This window comes from Microcystis sp. LE19-195.1E (genome assembly GCF_027532095.1).
Classification (GTDB): Bacteria; Cyanobacteriota; Cyanobacteriia; order Cyanobacteriales; family Microcystaceae; genus Microcystis; species Microcystis aeruginosa.
In genome coordinates this window covers 13,527-31,345 of record NZ_JAPZSZ010000018.1, presented here as the reverse complement: position 1 = coordinate 31,345, position 17,819 = coordinate 13,527, and the positions used below count along the sequence as shown (strand labels likewise).

General features: G+C 47.0%; 15 protein-coding genes and 2 pseudogenes. 11 read left to right on the top strand and 6 right to left on the bottom strand.

All coding sequences use genetic code 11. From position 1 onward, the window contains the following. The first annotated feature begins 64 nt into the window (after positions 1-64). Positions 65-853, top strand: coding sequence for a response regulator transcription factor (locus tag O9300_RS01505; RefSeq protein WP_287969631.1), 789 nt, complete (start codon positions 65-67; stop codon positions 851-853). An 82-nt stretch (positions 854-935) separates the two neighbouring features. Here the strand turns inward: O9300_RS01505 and ftsH are convergent, their stop codons facing one another. Further along, positions 936-2,831 (bottom strand): ATP-dependent zinc metalloprotease FtsH, encoded by a 1,896-nt coding sequence (gene ftsH, locus O9300_RS01500; RefSeq protein ID WP_287969630.1) that lies wholly within the window; start codon positions 2,829-2,831, stop codon positions 936-938. Positions 2,832-3,045: 214 nt separating this feature from the next. Between ftsH and rimP the strand changes: the two genes are divergently transcribed. The 5 genes from rimP to O9300_RS01475 all read left to right on the top strand — a co-directional run bounded on the left by rimP (position 3,046) and on the right by O9300_RS01475 (position 9,161). Beyond that, a complete protein-coding gene (gene rimP / locus O9300_RS01495) occupies positions 3,046-3,516 on the top strand; it encodes a ribosome maturation factor RimP (protein ID WP_287969629.1) in 471 nt (156 codons plus the stop codon). 290 nt (positions 3,517-3,806) lie between these two features. Then, positions 3,807-5,003 carry a transcription termination factor NusA gene (gene nusA, locus O9300_RS01490; RefSeq protein ID WP_287969627.1) on the top strand — a complete coding sequence of 399 codons (1,197 nt, stop codon included), beginning with the start codon at positions 3,807-3,809 and terminating at the stop codon, positions 5,001-5,003. Beyond that, the gene (locus O9300_RS01485; RefSeq protein WP_287969625.1) at positions 5,000-5,281 is read left to right on the top strand and encodes a YlxR family protein; all 282 of its coding nucleotides are present in this window, start codon (positions 5,000-5,002) and stop codon (positions 5,279-5,281) included. Before nusA ends, O9300_RS01485 begins: the two co-directional genes overlap by 4 nt. 111 nt (positions 5,282-5,392) lie before the next feature. Next, positions 5,393-8,425 carry a translation initiation factor IF-2 gene (gene infB, locus O9300_RS01480; RefSeq protein ID WP_287969623.1) on the top strand — a complete coding sequence of 1,011 codons (3,033 nt, stop codon included), beginning with the start codon at positions 5,393-5,395 and terminating at the stop codon, positions 8,423-8,425. A gap of 166 nt (positions 8,426-8,591) precedes the next feature. Further along, positions 8,592-9,161, top strand: coding sequence for a low-complexity tail membrane protein (locus tag O9300_RS01475; protein ID WP_004159551.1), 570 nt, complete (start codon positions 8,592-8,594; stop codon positions 9,159-9,161). Between the two features lie 26 nt (positions 9,162-9,187). On the opposite strand, the gene O9300_RS01470 is transcribed toward O9300_RS01475, so the two are convergent. Continuing rightward, positions 9,188-9,916 (bottom strand): carbonic anhydrase, encoded by a 729-nt coding sequence (locus tag O9300_RS01470; RefSeq protein ID WP_287969622.1) that lies wholly within the window; start codon positions 9,914-9,916, stop codon positions 9,188-9,190. A 24-nt stretch (positions 9,917-9,940) separates the two neighbouring features. After that, positions 9,941-10,093, bottom strand: a pseudogene (locus tag O9300_RS01465) (Uma2 family endonuclease); the annotation flags it as partial. 120 nt (positions 10,094-10,213) lie between these two features. Between O9300_RS01465 and O9300_RS01460 the strand changes: the two are divergent. Next, a pseudogene (locus O9300_RS01460) lies at positions 10,214-10,376 on the top strand (ISNCY family transposase); the annotation flags it as partial. A 53-nt stretch (positions 10,377-10,429) separates the two neighbouring features. Continuing rightward, complete coding sequence (locus tag O9300_RS01455; protein WP_287969620.1) at positions 10,430-11,383, top strand: ABC transporter ATP-binding protein; 954 nt, start codon at positions 10,430-10,432, stop codon at positions 11,381-11,383. A gap of 22 nt (positions 11,384-11,405) precedes the next feature. On the opposite strand, the gene O9300_RS01450 is transcribed toward O9300_RS01455, so the two are convergent. Further along, the gene (locus tag O9300_RS01450; RefSeq protein ID WP_287969619.1) at positions 11,406-12,158 is read right to left on the bottom strand and encodes a tetratricopeptide repeat protein; all 753 of its coding nucleotides are present in this window, start codon (positions 12,156-12,158) and stop codon (positions 11,406-11,408) included. Positions 12,159-12,202: 44 nt separating this feature from the next. On the opposite strand from O9300_RS01450, the gene nblB reads away from it, so the two are divergent. Together nblB and O9300_RS01440 are read left to right on the top strand one after the other, a co-directional pair. Then, on the top strand, positions 12,203-12,868 hold the full coding sequence (nblB, locus tag O9300_RS01445) for a phycobilisome degradation protein NblB (RefSeq protein ID WP_079209541.1): 666 nt from the start codon (positions 12,203-12,205) through the stop codon (positions 12,866-12,868). A gap of 65 nt (positions 12,869-12,933) precedes the next feature. Next, the gene (locus O9300_RS01440; protein ID WP_287969617.1) at positions 12,934-14,025 is read left to right on the top strand and encodes a tetratricopeptide repeat protein; all 1,092 of its coding nucleotides are present in this window, start codon (positions 12,934-12,936) and stop codon (positions 14,023-14,025) included. Between the two features lie 97 nt (positions 14,026-14,122). Here O9300_RS01440 and O9300_RS01435 read toward each other — a convergent pair whose 3' ends face one another. Together O9300_RS01435 and O9300_RS01430 are read right to left on the bottom strand one after the other, a co-directional pair. Then, positions 14,123-14,596 carry a DUF29 domain-containing protein gene (locus tag O9300_RS01435; RefSeq protein WP_190723247.1) on the bottom strand — a complete coding sequence of 158 codons (474 nt, stop codon included), beginning with the start codon at positions 14,594-14,596 and terminating at the stop codon, positions 14,123-14,125. A gap of 100 nt (positions 14,597-14,696) precedes the next feature. Next, positions 14,697-15,683, bottom strand: a complete 987-nt coding sequence (locus tag O9300_RS01430; protein WP_287969616.1) for an RNA polymerase sigma factor, RpoD/SigA family — start codon at positions 15,681-15,683, stop codon at positions 14,697-14,699. Positions 15,684-16,385: 702 nt separating this feature from the next. Here O9300_RS01430 and O9300_RS01425 point away from each other — a divergent pair. After that, on the top strand, positions 16,386-17,810 hold the full coding sequence (locus tag O9300_RS01425; protein ID WP_287969614.1) for a Ni/Fe hydrogenase subunit alpha: 1,425 nt from the start codon (positions 16,386-16,388) through the stop codon (positions 17,808-17,810). The last annotated feature ends 9 nt before the right edge of the window (positions 17,811-17,819 follow it).

The following is a 17,819-nucleotide window of genomic DNA, read 5'->3' as shown; positions in this document are numbered from 1 at the left end:
CTTGACATTAATTCTGATACCCTGACAATGTGTCAATCTGTGCAGTAATGGGGCAGAAACTCAAGTGGTATCGATCCATATTTCTATTGTTGAGGGCAACCCGCACTTGCGATCGCTATTAACTTGGCATCTGCAACAGGCCGGTTATTTGGTTAATCAATCGGCAACCCTGCAAAGTGCTCGTCAAGCTTTCCTTCATCGTCAACCCACCTTAGCAATTATCGATTCCGACTTGCCAGATGGGGATGGAATCGAACTCTGCCGTTGGCTTGATCAACAAAAACAGTCTTTAATACTGATTCTCTCGGCCCGCAATAGCGAAAAAGATGTGGTCAATGGTTTAAAAGCAGGGGCCGACGACTACCTGAGAAAGCCCTTTGGAATGCAAGAATTTATGGCTAGGGTAGAAGTGTTAACTCGTCGTTTAGGCAGTAGGGCTGCCCCTCTACACTTGGATTATGGGCAATTAAAAATAGATTTAGCCCAACGACGGGTACAATTTCACGGGGAATATATCGAATTAACGCCCCAAGAATTTAGCCTACTCTACGTTTTAGCCCAAGCGGAGGGGACACCCCTATCAAGAGCCGATTTACTGCGTCGCGCTTGGCCTGAGGAAATTGATAATCCCCGGACAATCGATACTCATGTTCTCTCTCTGCGGAAAAAAATCGAAACCGATCCCAGGCAACCTAATTTAATTCAAACCGTCCGCAACGTCGGCTATCGTTTCAATTTAGAAATGTTGGCCGAGATGACTTCAGCTTTAGAAGCTAATATTATTGCCTCCACCAAAGGCAATCATAACGGCCATTCCATTAATAAAATTCCCGCTCACAATGTTAGTCGTTAATTCTGGCTTTGTCCGACTGATTAGCAGATTGTCTGAAATCGTCTCCTAACCACTTAATCGAAGCGAGGAGACGAAGGGCAAATTAAACCGTAGTCACCATTGACCGATCCGCTTGTTGCTGAAATTCCGTCAATAAACGCCGGAATTCGTCGCCGTCAATGGTTTCCTGTTCAATCAGTATATCCACCAAGCGATCGATCGCCACACGGTTATCAAGGATAAGTTTTGTTGCTAAATCGTGGCATTGCTTGACAAGTTCCCGTACTTGTGCATCAATTTTCGCCATCATCGCGAAAGAATGGTCGGCATGATAACCAGCAGCAGCACCACCGAGATAGGAATTGCCCTCCTCCTCTAGGGCAATCAATCCCAATTCCGACATTCCCAGACGCGTTACCATCTGTCGGGCCAGATAGGTAATTTTTTCAATATCATTACCGGCCCCGGTGGTCACTTCATCCTCACCGAAGACACATTCCTCCGCCACTCGTCCCCCTAATAATCCCGCAATTCGGGCTAATAACTGGGAACGACTGGTTAAACCCTGTTCTTCATCGGGAGTGAACCAAGTTAACCCCTGCGCTTGACCCCGGGGAATCAGGGTGACTTTTTCCACCTGATCGTGGCCGGGACAGAGAGTACCGACAATCGCATGGCCAACTTCGTGATAGGCGATCAAACGCTTGGCTTTACTATCGACTAAAGCGCGCCCTTCCATACCGGCCACAATCCGATCGATCGCATCGTTGACTTCCGCCATGGTAATCGCCTCTTTCCGTCTTCTAGCGGTAAAAATCGCCGCTTCGTTGAGCATATTAGCCAAATCTGCCCCGGTAAAACCGGGGGTGCGACGGGCGATCGCCTCCAGAGCCACATCAGCAGCCACCTTTTTATCGCGAGAATGGACCTCTAAAATGGCCAAACGTCCCTTACAATCTGGATAATCCACCACTACCTGCCGATCAAAACGACCCGGACGCAAAAGGGCCGAATCCAAAACATCGGGGCGGTTGGTGGCGGCAATGACGATAATGCCGCTATTTCCCTCAAAACCGTCCATTTCCGTCAATAATTGGTTCAGGGTTTGCTCCCGTTCATCATTACCTCCCCCATAACCGACCCCTCGTTGACGACCAACGGCATCAATTTCATCGATAAAAACCAAACAAGGGGCATTTTCCTGGGCTTTTCGGAACAGATCTCGCACTCGCGACGCACCAACCCCGACAAACATCTCCACGAATTCCGACCCGGAGATGCTGAAAAAAGGCACTCCCGCCTCTCCCGCGATCGCTTTAGCCAGTAAAGTTTTCCCCGTCCCCGGTGGCCCGATTAACAGGACTCCTTTGGGGATTTTTGCGCCAATAGCCGTAAATTTTTCCGGTTGTTTGAGGAATGTCACCACTTCCTGTAAATCTTCCTTGGCCTCATCCACACCCGCGACATCATTAAATTGTGTGTCGGTTTTCGCCTCCATCTGAAACCGCGCCCTTGATTTACCGAAGTTCATCGCTTGACCGGAAGCATTGGCAGAACGACGGATAATAAACACCAATAATCCCAAGACGAGAATAATCACTAACAGGTTAGTGAGAACATTGATCAAGGCCGAATTGTCAGTGCTGGGGAGAATGCCGTACTCAATTTTTTCAGCATCGAGTTTCTTGATTAATTCGGGATTTTGGTCAAATAAATTGACTTCTTTCGGGGGATCCTTGTCCGTTTGACCGACGAGGGTAACTGCTGCCTGCTGCGAAGAAGGATTGATTTCGACCTTTTTTACCTTTCCTTGCTCGATCTTCTCTAACAATTCACCGTAGGTGAGGGTATTTTGGTTTTTTTGACTCCAAGCAGGAGTGACATGGCCAAAGGTTTGCAGAATCATCCAAGTGGTGACAATCCCTTTCCATACTGGCCGACGACCACGATTCTTAGCTGACTTGGCTCTAACTACGGTGAGTGGAGATTTTTGATCCATAATTGACTCTATATCTAGTTACCCTGTATTCATTGTGACAGATCGACTCGATCGTGACCACTGTTCTGTTTTCCCCCAGGCACGACCCCGGGGGCAAATAGTGATGACGGTTTTTTGCTATATTGTATTTAGCTAGGTGGTCTAACAACTGCCTATCCCAATCACTAACAGTTTAGGGAAGTGGGTTTCGCCCGCTTTTTTTGTTGTCTAAATCATGACCCATCCGCTCATCCCCGACCTGCTGCACCTAGCCACCCCTATCGCTGAAAACTTGGGGCTAGAAGTGGTCGATATCGTTTTCCAAACCAATAAAAGGCCTCCCGTCCTGCGCGTCGATATTCGCAATCTGGGGGGGGATACTGGTTTAGAGGACTGTGAGCAGATGAGTCGGGCCTTAGAAACCGCCCTCGACAGTCAAGAAATCTTACCCGGGGCCTACGTTTTAGAAATATCTAGCCCCGGCATTTCTCGACAACTGAGCAGTGAGCGCGAATTTCAGTCTTTTAAAGGTTTTCCCGTCATCGTTACCGGCCAGGATAGCCAAGGAAAACCGCAAGAATGGCGCGGAAAACTGCAAGGTAGAGATGAGCAATCTATTTATCTTAACCAAAAAGGTCGCTCCCTGAGCATCGATCGCACTACCGTCATCAGCGTCCGTTTAGATGAGCAGCGCAAGAATCAGTGATCAGTAAACAGTAATCAGTTATCAGTAAGCAGTAATCAGTAAGCAGTAATCAGTAAACAGTAAACAGTAAACAGTAAACAGTAAACAGTAATCAGTAAACAGTAATCAGTAATCAGGGATAAAGATGAAGATAAATAAATAACTAACTAATTAACTTAAAACTTACATCTGATAACTTACATCTGATAACTTACATCTGATAACTTACATCTGATAACTTACATCTGATAACTGATACAAGGCTAATGGCTAAAAAACTAATAACTCAAAAGTAAGGAGAAAAAATAATTATGGCTACTGTTAATTTGCCCGGTTTAAAAATAATGCTCGAAGAAATTAGCCAACGACATAATCTGCCCAAAAATGCCGTACAAGAAGCCTTGCGTGAAGCACTTCTCAAGGGGTATGAACGTTATCGACGCGCCCAAAGTTTAGAAAAAGCTGCTCAATTCCATGAAGATTATTTCAATAACTTTGATGTGGAATTAGACGTAGAAGAAGAAGGCTTTCGCATCCTTTCTACTAAAACTATTGTCGAAGAAGTGACCAATGCCGACCATCACATCGGTCTCAAAGAAGTGCAAGAAGTGGCCGATGAGGCCCAGTTAGGGGATGAAGTAGTTCTTGATGTCACCCCCGACCAAAAAGAATTTGGTCGCATGGCGGCGATTCAAACTAAACAGGTTTTACTGCAAAAACTGCGGGATAACCAACGCAAAATGATTCAAGAGGAGTTCCAAGATCTGGAAGGAACGGTTTTACAGGCCCGGGTCGTCCGTTTTGAAAGACAGGCCGCTATTGTCATGGTACAAAGCACCTACGGTCAACCGGAAGTGGAAGCAGAACTACCCAAACGGGAACAGCTGCCCAACGATAACTATCGCGCTAACGCCACCTTTAAAGTGCTGCTCAAAAAAGTCCTGGAAGGTTCTCACCGCGGCCCGCAATTAATCGTTTCCAGAGCGGCGGCGGGTTTGGTAGTATATCTGTTCGCCAACGAAGTTCCCGAAATCGAGGAGGAAATCGTGCGTATTGTCGCCGTCGCCCGGGAAGCCAATCCCCCCTCCCGTCACGTTGGTTCGCGGACAAAAATCGCCGTCGATACCTTAGAGAGAGACGTGGATCCGGTTGGGGCCTGTATTGGGGCCAGAGGTTCGCGGATTCAAGCCGTGGTTAACGAATTGCGGGGCGAAAAAATCGACGTGATTCGTTGGTCTCCAGACCCCGCCACCTACATCGCCAATGCCCTTAGTCCCGCCCGTATCGACCAAGTTTTGTTCACTAATGCCGAAGAAAGACAAGCACTGGTACTGGTGGCACAGGATCAATTGAGTTTAGCGATTGGCAAAGAAGGGCAGAACGTGCGTCTAGCCGCCCGTCTGACGGGCTGGAAAATCGATATTAAGGATATAGCCCTCTATAAAGGCGAACAAGAGGTGAAAACTGATGAAACAGACCCAGAATCGCAGGATTTAGACCGAGAATGAACACCTTCGTCAATTATCGACGCTGTATTAGCTGCCGTCTCTTCGCCCCGAAAGAATCCTTTTGGCGAATTGTCCGACTACACCCGTCCGGACAGATACAATTAGATCAAGGCATGGGAAGATCAGCCTATATCTGTCCACAGCCCAACTGCCTGCAACTAGCCCGACAAAAAAATCGTCTCGGACGCACCCTAAAAGCCAATATTCCCGAAACGCTCTATGAATCCTTGCAAGAGCGACTCGGGACTGCCTGGCAAGGTCGTCCAAATCAGGATTAAAATTGACGATCATAGCCACAAAATCGTTAGCATGGAAATGGGACAGTCCTGACAGGCTCAAAAAATCAGCCAACTTATAGGATCACTAACACTTTAGCCGGGGGATAATGGATGAGTAACACGAAAGTCAGAATTTACGATTTATCAAAAGAATTGAATCTAGACAACAAAGACATTTTGGACATCTGTGACCAGTTGAACATCGAGTACAAGAGCCACAGTAGCACGATCAGCGAAGAGGATGCCCAACGCATCAAAGCAATCGCTGCGAAGGGATTTGCCTCGAGTACCAGTAAAAATAGCACGGGTCAGCGAGAATCGGCTAGTCCTGCCGAAGAAAAAAAACAAAAGATTTTAGCCCTGCATAAACACAACCGCCCCGAAACCGGCGAAGAAGGGGAAAGCTATCCCGGTCAAGCCGGTTCCTCGGCCAAACCGACTTTAATCAGTCCCCCCCGTCCCCCGGTTAAACCCCTCGTTGCTCCCCCAGGGCGCGACGAGGCGGCCGAAAAAACTCCCCCCACTGCAGCAGAGATGCTATCTCATAGCCCCAGTGTTAAAGAAACCCCGACCGAAACCCCGCTAGTGCCAGAAGCAGCCCCCACCTTAATCGCCCCACCTAATCGACCTTCCCTCACCCCGAAACCACGCCCTGAAACTGCCTCGGGCCGGCCAGAACCCCGATCTAAAAATGCTCCTGGCAGTAACGACAGGCCCCGGGGAGAAAAACGCGAGCGCGGCGAGAGCGAAAACGCCCCTAGTCCTGAGCGTAGGGTAGGCTTGGCTAAACCAGAAAAACCGACCCTCAACCGCAAACCCGACGGAAAAAGCCCGAAACTGGCGGAACCAGCTAGGGAAGTGCGGGAGACAGTGGAGTTGAAGCGCCCGGTTCGCCCCGGGTTACCCGCTAAAATCTCGGCTACCAGCGAGGAGGAAACCGATACCACCAAGAAATCTGGTGTTGATGGCACAGAAATCGATACAGATACCGGATTGCTCGGAGCAGACGGGCCCAAAAAACTCAAACGACCCACCATGCCCCCTCGCATGGCCAAAAAATCTACCTGGGAAGAAGAAGAAGAGGAAGAAAAAAAAGCGGCCAAAACCGCCAAAACTGCCGGCAAAAACAAACGCCGCACCCAAGCGCTCTTTGAAGATGACGATGATCTAGAATCGGAACTGTCCGGGTTAATTAATACCCCCAGTTTTACCCTCTCCACCGCTCGTCCCCCCAAACCGCCCACCGCTAAAGCTGCCACCCCTGGCACCCCAACAGCAGTCAAAGTTAAGCGGCCCAGTAAACCAACCGCCCACACCGGCAGCCCGAAAAGCGAGCGCCAAGAACCCCAAGAGGAAAAACGCCCGGAAAGCATCGTCGTCACCGGCAGTCTCACCGTGCGCGACCTCTCGGAATTGATGAAAGTCCCCGAAACTGAGATCATCAGAACCCTATTTTTTAAAGGGATGGCGGTTAATATCACCCAAACTCTCGACGTGGACACGATCGAAATGATCGCCAGGGACTTCGAGATCGCCGTGGAAACCCCCAGCACCCAGTCGGCGGCGATCAAAACCACGGAAATGATCGATGTCTCCGACTGGGAAAGTCTCCAGCGTCGTCCCCCCGTCGTCACCATTATGGGTCACGTTGACCACGGCAAAACCACCCTCCTCGACTCGATCCGCAAAACCAAAGTCGCCCAGGGGGAAGCCGGCGGCATCACCCAGCACATCGGTGCTTACCACGTCGATGTGGAACATAACGGCAAACCAGAACAGATTGTCTTTTTGGATACCCCCGGCCACGAAGCTTTTACCGCTATGCGCGCCCGCGGGGCGAGAGTCACCGATATAGCCGTGCTGGTGGTAGCCGCCGATGACGGCGTACAACCCCAAACGAAAGAGGCAATCAGTCACGCCAGGGCTGCCGAAGTCCCCATCGTTGTGGCGATTAACAAAGTCGATAAACCTTCAGCTAACCCCGACCGGATTAAACAGGAATTGACCGAACAGGGACTGGTGTCCGAAGATTGGGGCGGTGAGACGATCATGGTTCCCGTTAGCGCCCTGCGGGGTGAAAATCTCGATAATCTGCTGGAAATGATCCTCTTGGTGGCAGAAGTAGCGGAATTGGTCGCTAACCCCGATCGCTTGGCGAAGGGAACCGTCATCGAAGCTAACCTCGATCGCACCAAAGGCCCCGTGGCTACCCTGCTCGTCCAGAATGGCACTCTCCGCGTGGGTGATAGCATCGTCGCCGGTTCCGTTTTCGGCAAAATTCGGGCCATGATCGATGATCGCGGTCAAAAAGTCGAAGCGGCCACCCCCTCCTTCGCCGTGGAAATCCTCGGTCTCAGTGATGTGCCGGCCGCTGGCGATGAATTCGATGTCTATGAAAGTGAAAAAGAGGCCCGGGCGATTGCCGATCAACGGGCGATCGAACGACGCAACACCCGTTTACAACAGGCCCTCTCCTCCCGTCGCGTTAGCCTTAGCACCCTCTCTATCCAAGCTCAAGAAGGACAACTCAAGGAACTTAATCTCATCCTCAAGGCAGATGTGCAAGGTTCCGTCGAGGCCATCCTCGGTGCGCTCAAACAGTTACCCCAAAACGAAGTGCAGATTCGCGTTCTCCTCGCCTCTCCGGGGGAAATCACCGAAACCGATGTGGATCTGGCCGCCGCTAGTGGTGCGGTGGTGGTGGGCTTTAATACCACCCTTGCCAGTGGTGCGCGCGCATCCGCCGATCGGGAAGGGGTCGATATCCGCGATTACAATATCATCTACAAGCTTCTCGATGATATTCAAGGGGCGATGGAAGGTCTTCTCGACCCCGAAGAAGTGGAAGAACACCTCGGTTTCGCCGAAGTGCGCGCCGTCTTCACCGTCGGTCGTGGGGCCGTGGCGGGCTGTTATGTCCAATCTGGTAAACTGGTGCGGAACCGCTTCCTGCGCGTGCGTCGCGGCAAGGAAATTGTTTATCAGGGAGTTCTCGATTCCCTCAAACGGATGAAGGAAGATGCCCGGGAAGTAGCTACCGGTTTCGAGTGCGGTGTCGGTGTTTCTAAATTCAATGACTGGAAAGAAGGCGACATTATCGAAGCCTACGAAATGGTCATGAAACGTCGCACTTTATCCAGTTAATTAGACTTGAACCGTCGGGAGTCGGGAGTCAGTTATCAGTTATCAGTTATCAGTTATCAGTTATCAGTTATCAGTTATCAGTCATAATTCATAATTCATAATTCCCCCACTCCTCCACTCCTCCACTCCCCTGCTCCTCCACTCCCCCATCTCCCCACTTCCCTCTATGAAATCAGAACCTTTTTTGTGGATTCATCTGGCAGGGTTAGCGGCTTTGCCAATCTTTTTACAAATCGCTTGGATTGGTTTAGCTGTGGGCGATCCCTTGCCTTTTCTTTGGCTAGAATGGCTATTTCTAGGAGCGATCGCTATCATACCCGTCTTTTGGATGCAGTGGACAAAACCTTTTGATATTTTTAGTCTTTTGTTGGTTGCTCTAAAACCGAGTCAACTCACCCCCGAACAGTTAAAAATTCTCTCTCTTTTTAAACGTCCTCGCCATCGTCTTCTTACTCTTTTGGGAGTCGTCCTCTTAATTCTCATCACTTGGCCAATCTACAATTTTGCCCCTCTAGCGGCTGCCGTGGCCGCCTATCTCCCCCAATGGCGGCTTTTAGGTTTAGTAATCGCTGCGATCGCTCTCCTCTTAAGTCACCTATTTCTACAGGTTCCTCTGAGTGTTCTGGGGGTTTTAGCCACTAAGGAAAGTGACTGGACAGCCACCGAAGCTTTAGTTATTGAGCGCATTCCTGAGTTATTTACCATTGTTGGTCTAAAAGTTAATAAAATTATCTAAATTAGCCAAAATGCCGACAATTTCGGCTAGGAATGCCGGATTGATCGCCCGTTTAAGGGTTGAATATTCCTGGCATTACGGGGAAAAATCGCGGCCAATTGTTGCAGTTGTTGGGGAGAAATTTTGATCGCATTTTGCCAGACTAACCAGAGAACATCCTCGCTACAGGGGGGAGTGGACAAAGACCCCCGATATTCATAAAAATCGCTATTTTCTGGCAGTAAAAGCCCGGCATTGACCCAAGTATCGGGGATAATCATTTCAGGAGAAGGTTCTTGGGGCAAATAAGCCCAAATCGTTTGTAAATAGGGATTAAAAGCGCCGATTTCGGCTAAAATGCCCACAACTGCTAAATTTCCTCTCCCATTTCGATGCACTAAATGAATTTCTAGAGGGAAAGACTGACCTTTAATCTGATGTTCGCTGGGATGATGAAAATGAAACTGCAATAAATCCCAGTTTTCGCCGTGAAAACTCATGTTTCCACCTTTTTCGGTCTGAACCAAGATTGTACGACCGTTATGGCGAATTTTTAGGGGTACAGGACGATAATTAAAGGTGGGGTGGTATAGCTCTTTTTCAGTCACTATACTCAGATCGATCGGTGTTTGTTGCTTTCCCGTGGTGCAGAGGCGATAATTCCTTGATAATTCGCCCCAATGGTCAATATTTTGATAATTCCAAGCAAATTCTGGATTAATAGCCCCAAAAAGAGCGTGAGAGCCAATAAATTGCAGTAATTCTCGTCTATACATGGGATTAAATTCAGCCAACCCTAATTAGAAATTGTCTTGGGGATTTATGCCCAATTCCCGCAATTTAGCCGCTAATTTTGCGGCTTTCTGCCTTTCCTGTTGGACTTGATTTTCTGCTTTGCCTGCCGCTTCTGCGGGAGTGGGAACCAATTCACCTTCGGGGGTAAAATAGCGCAAGGTAAGGATTTGGTGGTAGTGGCGTAGCCCTCTTGCTTATCTGGTATGAACTGTGTAAAATATTCATTAACAAAAAAAAATAATTGGAACCCAATCAGTCTTTAAACATCTAGCTTGATGATCAGTTTTCTGATCAATATCTTTTTGTGGTTCGTGTTAGACTTACTCAAATATCAGTCTAACACAGAACAAAATCACCTCTTCGCCTGTATTGCCTTGTCCTAGTTGTGGTTCTCACCATACCATCAAGAATGGTTCTATTGATAACGGGAAACCCAAACGTTAATGTTAAGAATGTGGTGGCCAGTTTGTCAGCAATCCCACTACTAAAACTTTATGAACACACCAGAATTAGCCATTGCTACCGTTGGTTTAACCAAACAATTTGACCGCCATGGGGCTGTTAATCAAGTGGATTTACAGATTGAAGCGGGGGAAGTTTACGGGTTAATCGGTCCAAATGGAGCGGGAAAAACCACTTTAATTAGGATGTTAGCGGCAGCGGAAGAACCGACAACGGGAGAAATATATCTGCACGGAGAACGTCTTTTAAGAGATGAGAGTAATCCCCGTCTCAAAAGAAATTTAGGTTATCTACCCGATAATTTTCCCCTCTACGATGACCTAAATGTCTGGAATTATCTGGATTATTTTGCCCGTCTTTATCATATCCCTCGCTCCCAGCGTCATCGCCGCATTTATGAAGTTCTAGAACTGGTACAATTAACCGGTAAAAGCCATAATTCGATCGCTACTTTGTCCCGGGGGATGAAACAACGTTTAAGTTTAGCCCGAACGATTATCCATGAACCTTTAATTTTACTTCTCGATGAACCGGTTTCTGGATTAGACCCGATCGCTCGCCTACAATTTCGTGAGATTATTAAAGTCTTACAATCGGCAGGTATGACTATTTTAATTTCCTCCCATGTCCTTAGTGATTTAGCCGAACTTTGTAGTTCTGTGGGCATCATGGAATTAGGTTATCTAGTGGAAAGCACCTCTTTACAAGAATTAAATCAACGTCTAGCTGGTCAATACTTGCAGATTACGACTCTAGGCAATTTAGAAGCCTTAGAAACTGCTCTTAAACAATGTGTTTTTGTGGAAAGTTGGCAAAGAATTATTCATACTAATACTCTCCGGGTTAAATTTACGGGAACCCTAGAAGATAGTGCCGAATTGTTGAAATCTTTAGTCGTTTCTGGCCTGACCTTAAGCGAGTTTTATACTTGCCGCGAAGATTTAGAAGCTATTTTCCTAAAACTGGGACATCGACAGGCATCCTAAGGGGAAATAATAATTTTTAAATCTAACCAGATAGTAACTTTTCGACTAATTTAATTTGCTCCTGACTAAAACCAGCTTCCTTCAGGTGTGCCAGAAACCATTTTTGTCGATAACGACCGTCTAAATCCCTAGCCTTTTTGTAGGTATCCCGCGCTTTTTTACTATCACCTTGGTCTAAATAGACCATTGCCAAAGCCACAAGAGGATGGGGATTATTCGGCTCTAATTTAACTGCTTTTTCAGCGTTAGTAATAGCTGAATTAAAATCTTTTAAGCGATGATAGGCGAGGGATAAATTATAGTAGGCAATTTCATTATCGGGTTTTAAATTAGCGGCTTTAGTATGAGTAACTACGGCCTTTTCAAGATGACCACCGACAAGATAAACAATACCCAAAGCATTATAGGCAGCCACATGATCGGGAGCAATTTTAATCGTTTCTTCGAGGGTTATTTGTGCCGCTAAAGGTTGTTTAGCTAGGTGTTGTGTCCATCCTAAAATTACTCTCCCGTCTAGATGATTGGGGTTTAACTGTACCGATTTTTTTAAAGCTTCAATACTTTTGATAAAATCTCCCTGTTGACGATACTGTAATCCCAATTGACGATAACGATTAGCAGCTTTAATGTCTGATGCGGAAATAATCGGACTGGGAGAAGGAGAAACGATCATCTCGGCCGTAGGTTCTTTTTTAAGGGGAGAGGGAGGACTACAGCCCCAAAAAACCGGGGAACTAAACATGATCGAGATAGTCAGGAGTCGATAACTATTCATGGGACAATTAATACCAGTCCAATTGTTAAGGGTGTCATCAAATTATGAATTATTCCCCTGAATCCGTGCAACGGCTGCTCGATTCCGATGATTATGGCGATCGCTTATCGGGAGTTAATCAACTGCGTTATTTAGCCCCAGAAATCGCCTTCGAGATGTTACAGCCTTTAATTAAGGATAGTAACGCTAGGGTGCGTTATTCGGCGGTAAGTCAGTTAGATATCCTCGGTCGTCAGAATCTCGATCTGGCCTTAACTATTCTACGCGATCGCTTGTTGCATGATCCGGAAGCAGACGTAAAAGCGGCCGCGGCCGATGCGATCGGGGGGTTAAAATTAACGGCAGCCTACGATGATCTGGTGGCCGTCTATCAACAATCCTGCGACTGGTTAATTCAATTTAGCATTGTGGCAGCTTTGGGCGAATTGGGGGAACCCCGGGGCTTTGAACTGCTGGAAATCGCCCTTAACTCCGATAATGAATTGGTAAAAACGGCCGCTGTTAGCGCTTTTGGGGAACTAGGCGACCCTCGCGCCGTCTCTTTACTCGTTCCCTTGGCTAGTGATGATGACTGGCAACTGCGCTATCGTCTCGCTCAAGCTTTAGGCCGCTTAGGGGGGGAAGATGCGATCGCTGTTTTGACCCAGTTAACCGGCGACAAAAGCGCCCAAGTCGCCCAAGAGGCCCGCAATAATCTCGTCCAAGGGTGATGCAGAATAGTTGATTTTTGTCAATACCATTTACAATAAATTTTAATTAAGAATCGTTAACAAAGATGAAACAATTTACCCGTTTAATCTTGCTCGTCGGTCTTCTCGCGGGGGGCTGTTTCTCTGCCTCAATTGCGATCGCCGATAATCCCGCAGGGGCAATCGTGAGCAAGGATTCACAGGTTAACGAACTACTGCGTCAAGCGCGGCAATTGGTCAAAAATGGCAATTATGGGGAAGCTATAGCCATTTACGAGCGGGCTGCCGCCCTTGATGGCAATAATGCCAAAATTTTCTCTGGGATTGGCTTTTTACAAACGCGGCAAGGGGATTATAACGCCGCCGCCCAAGCATACCAAAAAGCTTTAAGTCTCGATCCGAGTAATCCCGACTTTTTCCATGCGCTCGGTTATAGTTTGGCTAATATCGGTGATTATGACAATGCATCCACCGCTTACTACTACGCTATCCAAATAGAACCGAAAAACGTCCAACACTACCTCGGTTTAGGGGTGGTGTTATTACGCCAAAAAAACTATGCTAAAGCGGGCGAAGTTTACCAATGGGTTTTAGCTCTCGACCCCAATAATCAGCAAGCCCACGAAATCATGGGTAAAGCCTTGATCGAACAGAATAAAAGCACCGAAGCCCTCGATTTTCTCCAAAAATCCCTGCAAAGATTCCCTAACAATAGTGAATTAAGATTGCAACTGGCCAGCCTTTTGCTCAAACAGGGCGATTTAAATGGCGGAACCCAAATTTTAAAGGAAATAGAGCGACAAAGTGCAGGAAATTTTTTAATTCAGCTAAAAATAGGTATTTTACTCGAAAAACAAGAGCGTTTTGACGAGGCTCTCCCCTTTTATCGTCGGGCTGTTTTCCTGCAACCCCAATCTTTGGAAGCACAAGCGGGAATCGGTCGCATCCATCTGGCCAGAAAAGATTATCTTGCAGCAATTATCGCCTATCAAGATTTGGCCGAAATCGCCCCCAATAACGCCGATGTCTATCTTAATCTCGGTCGGGCCTACGCGGGCCGGGGACGAAAAACAGAGGCTGCGGAAGCTTTTAAGCAAGCGCGAGCGGTTTATGTGCAGAAAAATAATCAATCTGGCCTCCAGGAAGTGGATGCTCTACTGAAGAAGTTGCTTGAATAAAACCAGATCAGTTATCAGTTATCAGTTATCAGATTTGAGTTTTCAGTTCACTGATGACTGTTTAGCGATTTAAGGAGTGATTTAGACAGTCAATAGTTTATTCCCAATCGATCGGCAGCCATTGATTATCTAACACCTGTTCGAGATTAAAAATTATCTGACTGGGTAAACCGCCGGGGGATAAACCCATTTTTTTCCGGACGGTCTCTAAAGCTGTATGGTAGGATGGCTCAAAAATCTCCCGAAGATAGGGCTTTAAACTAGGGCTATCCTCCAGTAAATCTTGAATTTCTGCCCGAAAATTATTGATTTCTCCATGACCATGATTGCCATTCCGGTCTCTTTCCGATTGCCAGTAAGTTAATTTGAGTAAATGTTCTAGGAGACGAGTTAAAAGACTTTTGAGCGCGTGTCTTTCACTTCTCCCCATCGATTCAATCTCCTCAATTAAGTTATCTAAATCCACCTCGGCAAATTTGCCTTTTTTTAATTGTTCTGCCGTGGTTTTTAGCCAGAGATAAAAATCTTCTTCGTATAGTGTTGGGGTCGCTGTTTCTGTCGATCTAGTCATGAAGGAACTGCCACAGGTGAAAACTAATCGGGATTCTATATTAATTAAACCCAAAAAAAAGAGAGCGCAAGCTCTCCTTCTTGGTTATTTGCTAATTTTACTAACTAGCGACAATATATTCCTTGACGTTGGCCCGGCGACGGCGTAAATGAGCCAGGGCCTGGTGTTCTAATTGTCGCACCCGTTCCCGACTGATGTTCATTCTCTGACCGATTTTGGCTAGGGATAACTCTTTGCCATCGGTTAAACCGAAACGGAGAGTAATTACTTCCCGTTGTTGGGGAGTTAATTCGGCCAGGAGATTGGCTAAGTCTTGCCGTAATAATTCTTGGGTGATGAAGGTATCGGGAGAAACTCCGCTATCTTCTAATAATTCCGACAATTCCGTATCTTGGTTATCGCCGACGCGCACATCAAGGGAGATGGGTTGACGGGCCATACTGAGATATTCGCGGATTTGAGCGGGTTCTAGCTCTAATTCCAGGGCAATCTCGGCAGGGGTGGCACTTCTCCCCAGTTTTTGGGCGAGTTCGCGCTGGGTTCTTTTGATTTTATTCAGTTTTTCGGTGATATGGATGGGTAAACGAATGGTGCGGGCCTGTTGAGCGATCGCACGAGTAATCGCTTGCCGAATCCACCAGTAGGCATAGGTAGAAAATTTATAACCTTTGGTGGGATCAAATTTCTCTACACCTCTTTCTAATCCCAGACTACCCTCTTGAATTAGATCTAGGAATTCCATGTTCCGCTTTTGATATTTTTTGGCGATCGCAACCACCAAGCGGAGGTTAGCTTCAATCATTTTCCGTTTAGCTCGATCGCCGGTCTTCAAGGCTCGATCCAGTTCATTTTCGCTTAAATTCACCGAATCCGCCCACTCCAAGCGCTGTGGTTCCCGTCCTAATTGCTTCGATAGTGCGTCTTTCGCTTCTAACAGGCTCATCATCCGTTGGACTTGTTTGCCGTAAATAATTTCTTGTTCGTGAGTTAGGAGGGGAACTCGCCCAATTTCGTGCAGATAGGTACGCACCATATCGGCATTGAGGGTGGGCTGTGATTGAGTTTGGTTGGTTTTTGCGGTGGGCATTGGTTTGGTGGTGACTCCTTGACACAGAAAAAGTCTGTTACTATTCCGACTCGCGGGTGAGTCTGGCTTATCTGAAGTCGGTATGAGTTTGATCGGAATTTCTTTGATTGTATCCTGCGCTTTTAGACGCGGGCAATCCCCTAAAGGTTCAAAGTTAATTCATTCTTTGGTATGATGTTAAGTTTATCTTTTTTTCCCAATATCTAGAACAGAAGTATTATACCAAAGGGCTATCAACTACAATCGCTTGTTTTTGGGTCGCTGTTTCCTGAATCCTCGGCAGTGCCGCTGATATTGTTAGGTAAGATTACAAAACAAAAAGGTGATTTTCCCGATTAGCTGTAAACAATCTGGCCGACTTTCGACCTTTTCGCCCTCAGCTTTGAGAGCAAAGCAGAACCAAGCTGAAAACTGACAGCCGAGAACCGACTTCTATATATATAATGACCGATCAACACCAGCAAAGCGAAAGATAATCATTGCGGATTTCCGAACTATTTTCTGTAGTATTTGCTACAAAATGCCAAATTAGCTGCGATTGAGAATCGGGAAAAATTGTTATAAAAATTAGGATTGCTAAAGGGGTAATAACTATCATAGAGACAGCAGGGCGGAGATCGGGATAAATTATCGTCTAAACCAAGCTTGATCGCACTCTCCACAATGCCGTTCTGTGGAACTCCTGAACAATGAGGACTTACTATGACTAAAACCGTCGTTATCGATCCCGTCACCCGGATCGAAGGCCATGCCAAGATCTCGATTTTCCTTGACGATGGGGGGGAAGTGGATGACGTGCGTTTTCATGTGGTCGAGTATCGCGGTTTCGAGAAATTCTGCGAGGGACGGCCGATGTGGGAGATGGCGGGAATTACTGCCCGAATTTGCGGCATTTGCCCCGTTAGTCACCTACTTTGTGCCGCCAAAACTGGCGATAAAATTCTAGCGGTGCAAATCCCCCCCGCGGGTGAAAAACTGCGGCGCTTGATGAATTTGGGACAGTTAACCCAATCCCATGCTTTAAGCTTTTTCCATCTTAGCAGTCCCGATTTTCTGCTTGGTTGGGAAAGTGACCCCGCTAAACGGAATATTTTCGGTTTAATCGCAGCCGATCCCGACCTAGCGCGAGCGGGCATCCGTTTACGTCAATTTGGACAGAAAGTTATTGAACTTTTGGGAGCAAAAAAAATTCACCCCGCTTGGTCTGTCCCGGGAGGTGTGCGTTCTCCTTTGAGCGAAGAAGGGCGACAATGGATTAAAGAACGACTGCCGGAGTCTAAAGCGACTCTTTACACGGCCTTAAACCTGTTTAAAGGACTTCTAGACAATTTAACCACAGAAATCGCCGCTTTTGGTAATTTCCCTTCCCTGTTTATGGGATTGGTCGGTAAACGGGACGAGTGGGAACACTACGGTGGTCATATTCGTTTTACCGATAGTCAAGGCAATATCGTGGCCGATAACCTGAGCGAAGACAATTATCGCGATTATATCGGTGAATCAGTAGAAAAATGGTCTTATTTAAAGTTTCCCTACTATAAACCCCTCGGTTATCCCAACGGTATCTATCGGGTTGGTCCGTTGGCGCGCTTAAATGTTTGTTCCCATTTTGGCACGGAGGGAGCGGATATCGAGTTACGGGAATATCGCCATCGGGTCGGTGGTGTAGCCACCTCTTCTTTTTACTATCATTATGCCCGATTAGTGGAGATTTTAGGCTGTTTAGAGCGTATCGAACTTTTAATCGACGATCCCGATATAGTTTCTCAACGCTGCCGGGCCGAAGCAGGAATTAATAATCTGCAAGGGGTGGGAGTTAGTGAAGCGCCCCGGGGTACTTTATTCCATGATTATAAAGTGGATGAAAATGGTTTGATTGAAACGGTGAATTTGATTATTGCCACGGGTAATAATAATTTGGCCATGAATCAAACGGTGAAACAAATCGCCCAACATTATATCCATGGTGGCGAAATTCCCGAAGCGATGTTAAACCGGGTGGAAGCGGGTATTCGTTGCTATGATCCCTGTTTAAGTTGTTCCACTCACGCTATGGGACAAATGCCGCTACAGCTAGAGTTAGTTAATGCAGCCGGTGAGGTGCTCAATACTCGACAACGGGGTTAATTATCTAAG

What these genes read in the sequence shown, in the direction of transcription:
- ftsH (WP_287969630.1), bottom strand. Translation starts at nt 2,831, where the DNA reads ATGGATCAAAAATCTCCACTCACCGTAGTTAGAGCCAAGTCAGCTAAG.
- rimP (WP_287969629.1), top strand. Translation starts at nt 3,046, where the DNA reads ATGACCCATCCGCTCATCCCCGACCTGCTGCACCTAGCCACCCCTATC.
- nusA (WP_287969627.1), top strand. Translation starts at nt 3,807, where the DNA reads ATGGCTACTGTTAATTTGCCCGGTTTAAAAATAATGCTCGAAGAAATT.
- O9300_RS01485 (WP_287969625.1), top strand. Translation starts at nt 5,000, where the DNA reads ATGAACACCTTCGTCAATTATCGACGCTGTATTAGCTGCCGTCTCTTC.
- infB (WP_287969623.1), top strand. Translation starts at nt 5,393, where the DNA reads ATGAGTAACACGAAAGTCAGAATTTACGATTTATCAAAAGAATTGAAT.
- O9300_RS01475 (WP_004159551.1), top strand. Translation starts at nt 8,592, where the DNA reads ATGAAATCAGAACCTTTTTTGTGGATTCATCTGGCAGGGTTAGCGGCT.
- O9300_RS01470 (WP_287969622.1), bottom strand. Translation starts at nt 9,916, where the DNA reads ATGTATAGACGAGAATTACTGCAATTTATTGGCTCTCACGCTCTTTTT.
- O9300_RS01455 (WP_287969620.1), top strand. Translation starts at nt 10,430, where the DNA reads ATGAACACACCAGAATTAGCCATTGCTACCGTTGGTTTAACCAAACAA.
- O9300_RS01450 (WP_287969619.1), bottom strand. Translation starts at nt 12,158, where the DNA reads ATGAATAGTTATCGACTCCTGACTATCTCGATCATGTTTAGTTCCCCG.
- nblB (WP_079209541.1), top strand. Translation starts at nt 12,203, where the DNA reads ATGAATTATTCCCCTGAATCCGTGCAACGGCTGCTCGATTCCGATGAT.
- O9300_RS01440 (WP_287969617.1), top strand. Translation starts at nt 12,934, where the DNA reads ATGAAACAATTTACCCGTTTAATCTTGCTCGTCGGTCTTCTCGCGGGG.
- O9300_RS01435 (WP_190723247.1), bottom strand. Translation starts at nt 14,596, where the DNA reads ATGACTAGATCGACAGAAACAGCGACCCCAACACTATACGAAGAAGAT.
- O9300_RS01430 (WP_287969616.1), bottom strand. Translation starts at nt 15,683, where the DNA reads ATGCCCACCGCAAAAACCAACCAAACTCAATCACAGCCCACCCTCAAT.
- O9300_RS01425 (WP_287969614.1), top strand. Translation starts at nt 16,386, where the DNA reads ATGACTAAAACCGTCGTTATCGATCCCGTCACCCGGATCGAAGGCCAT.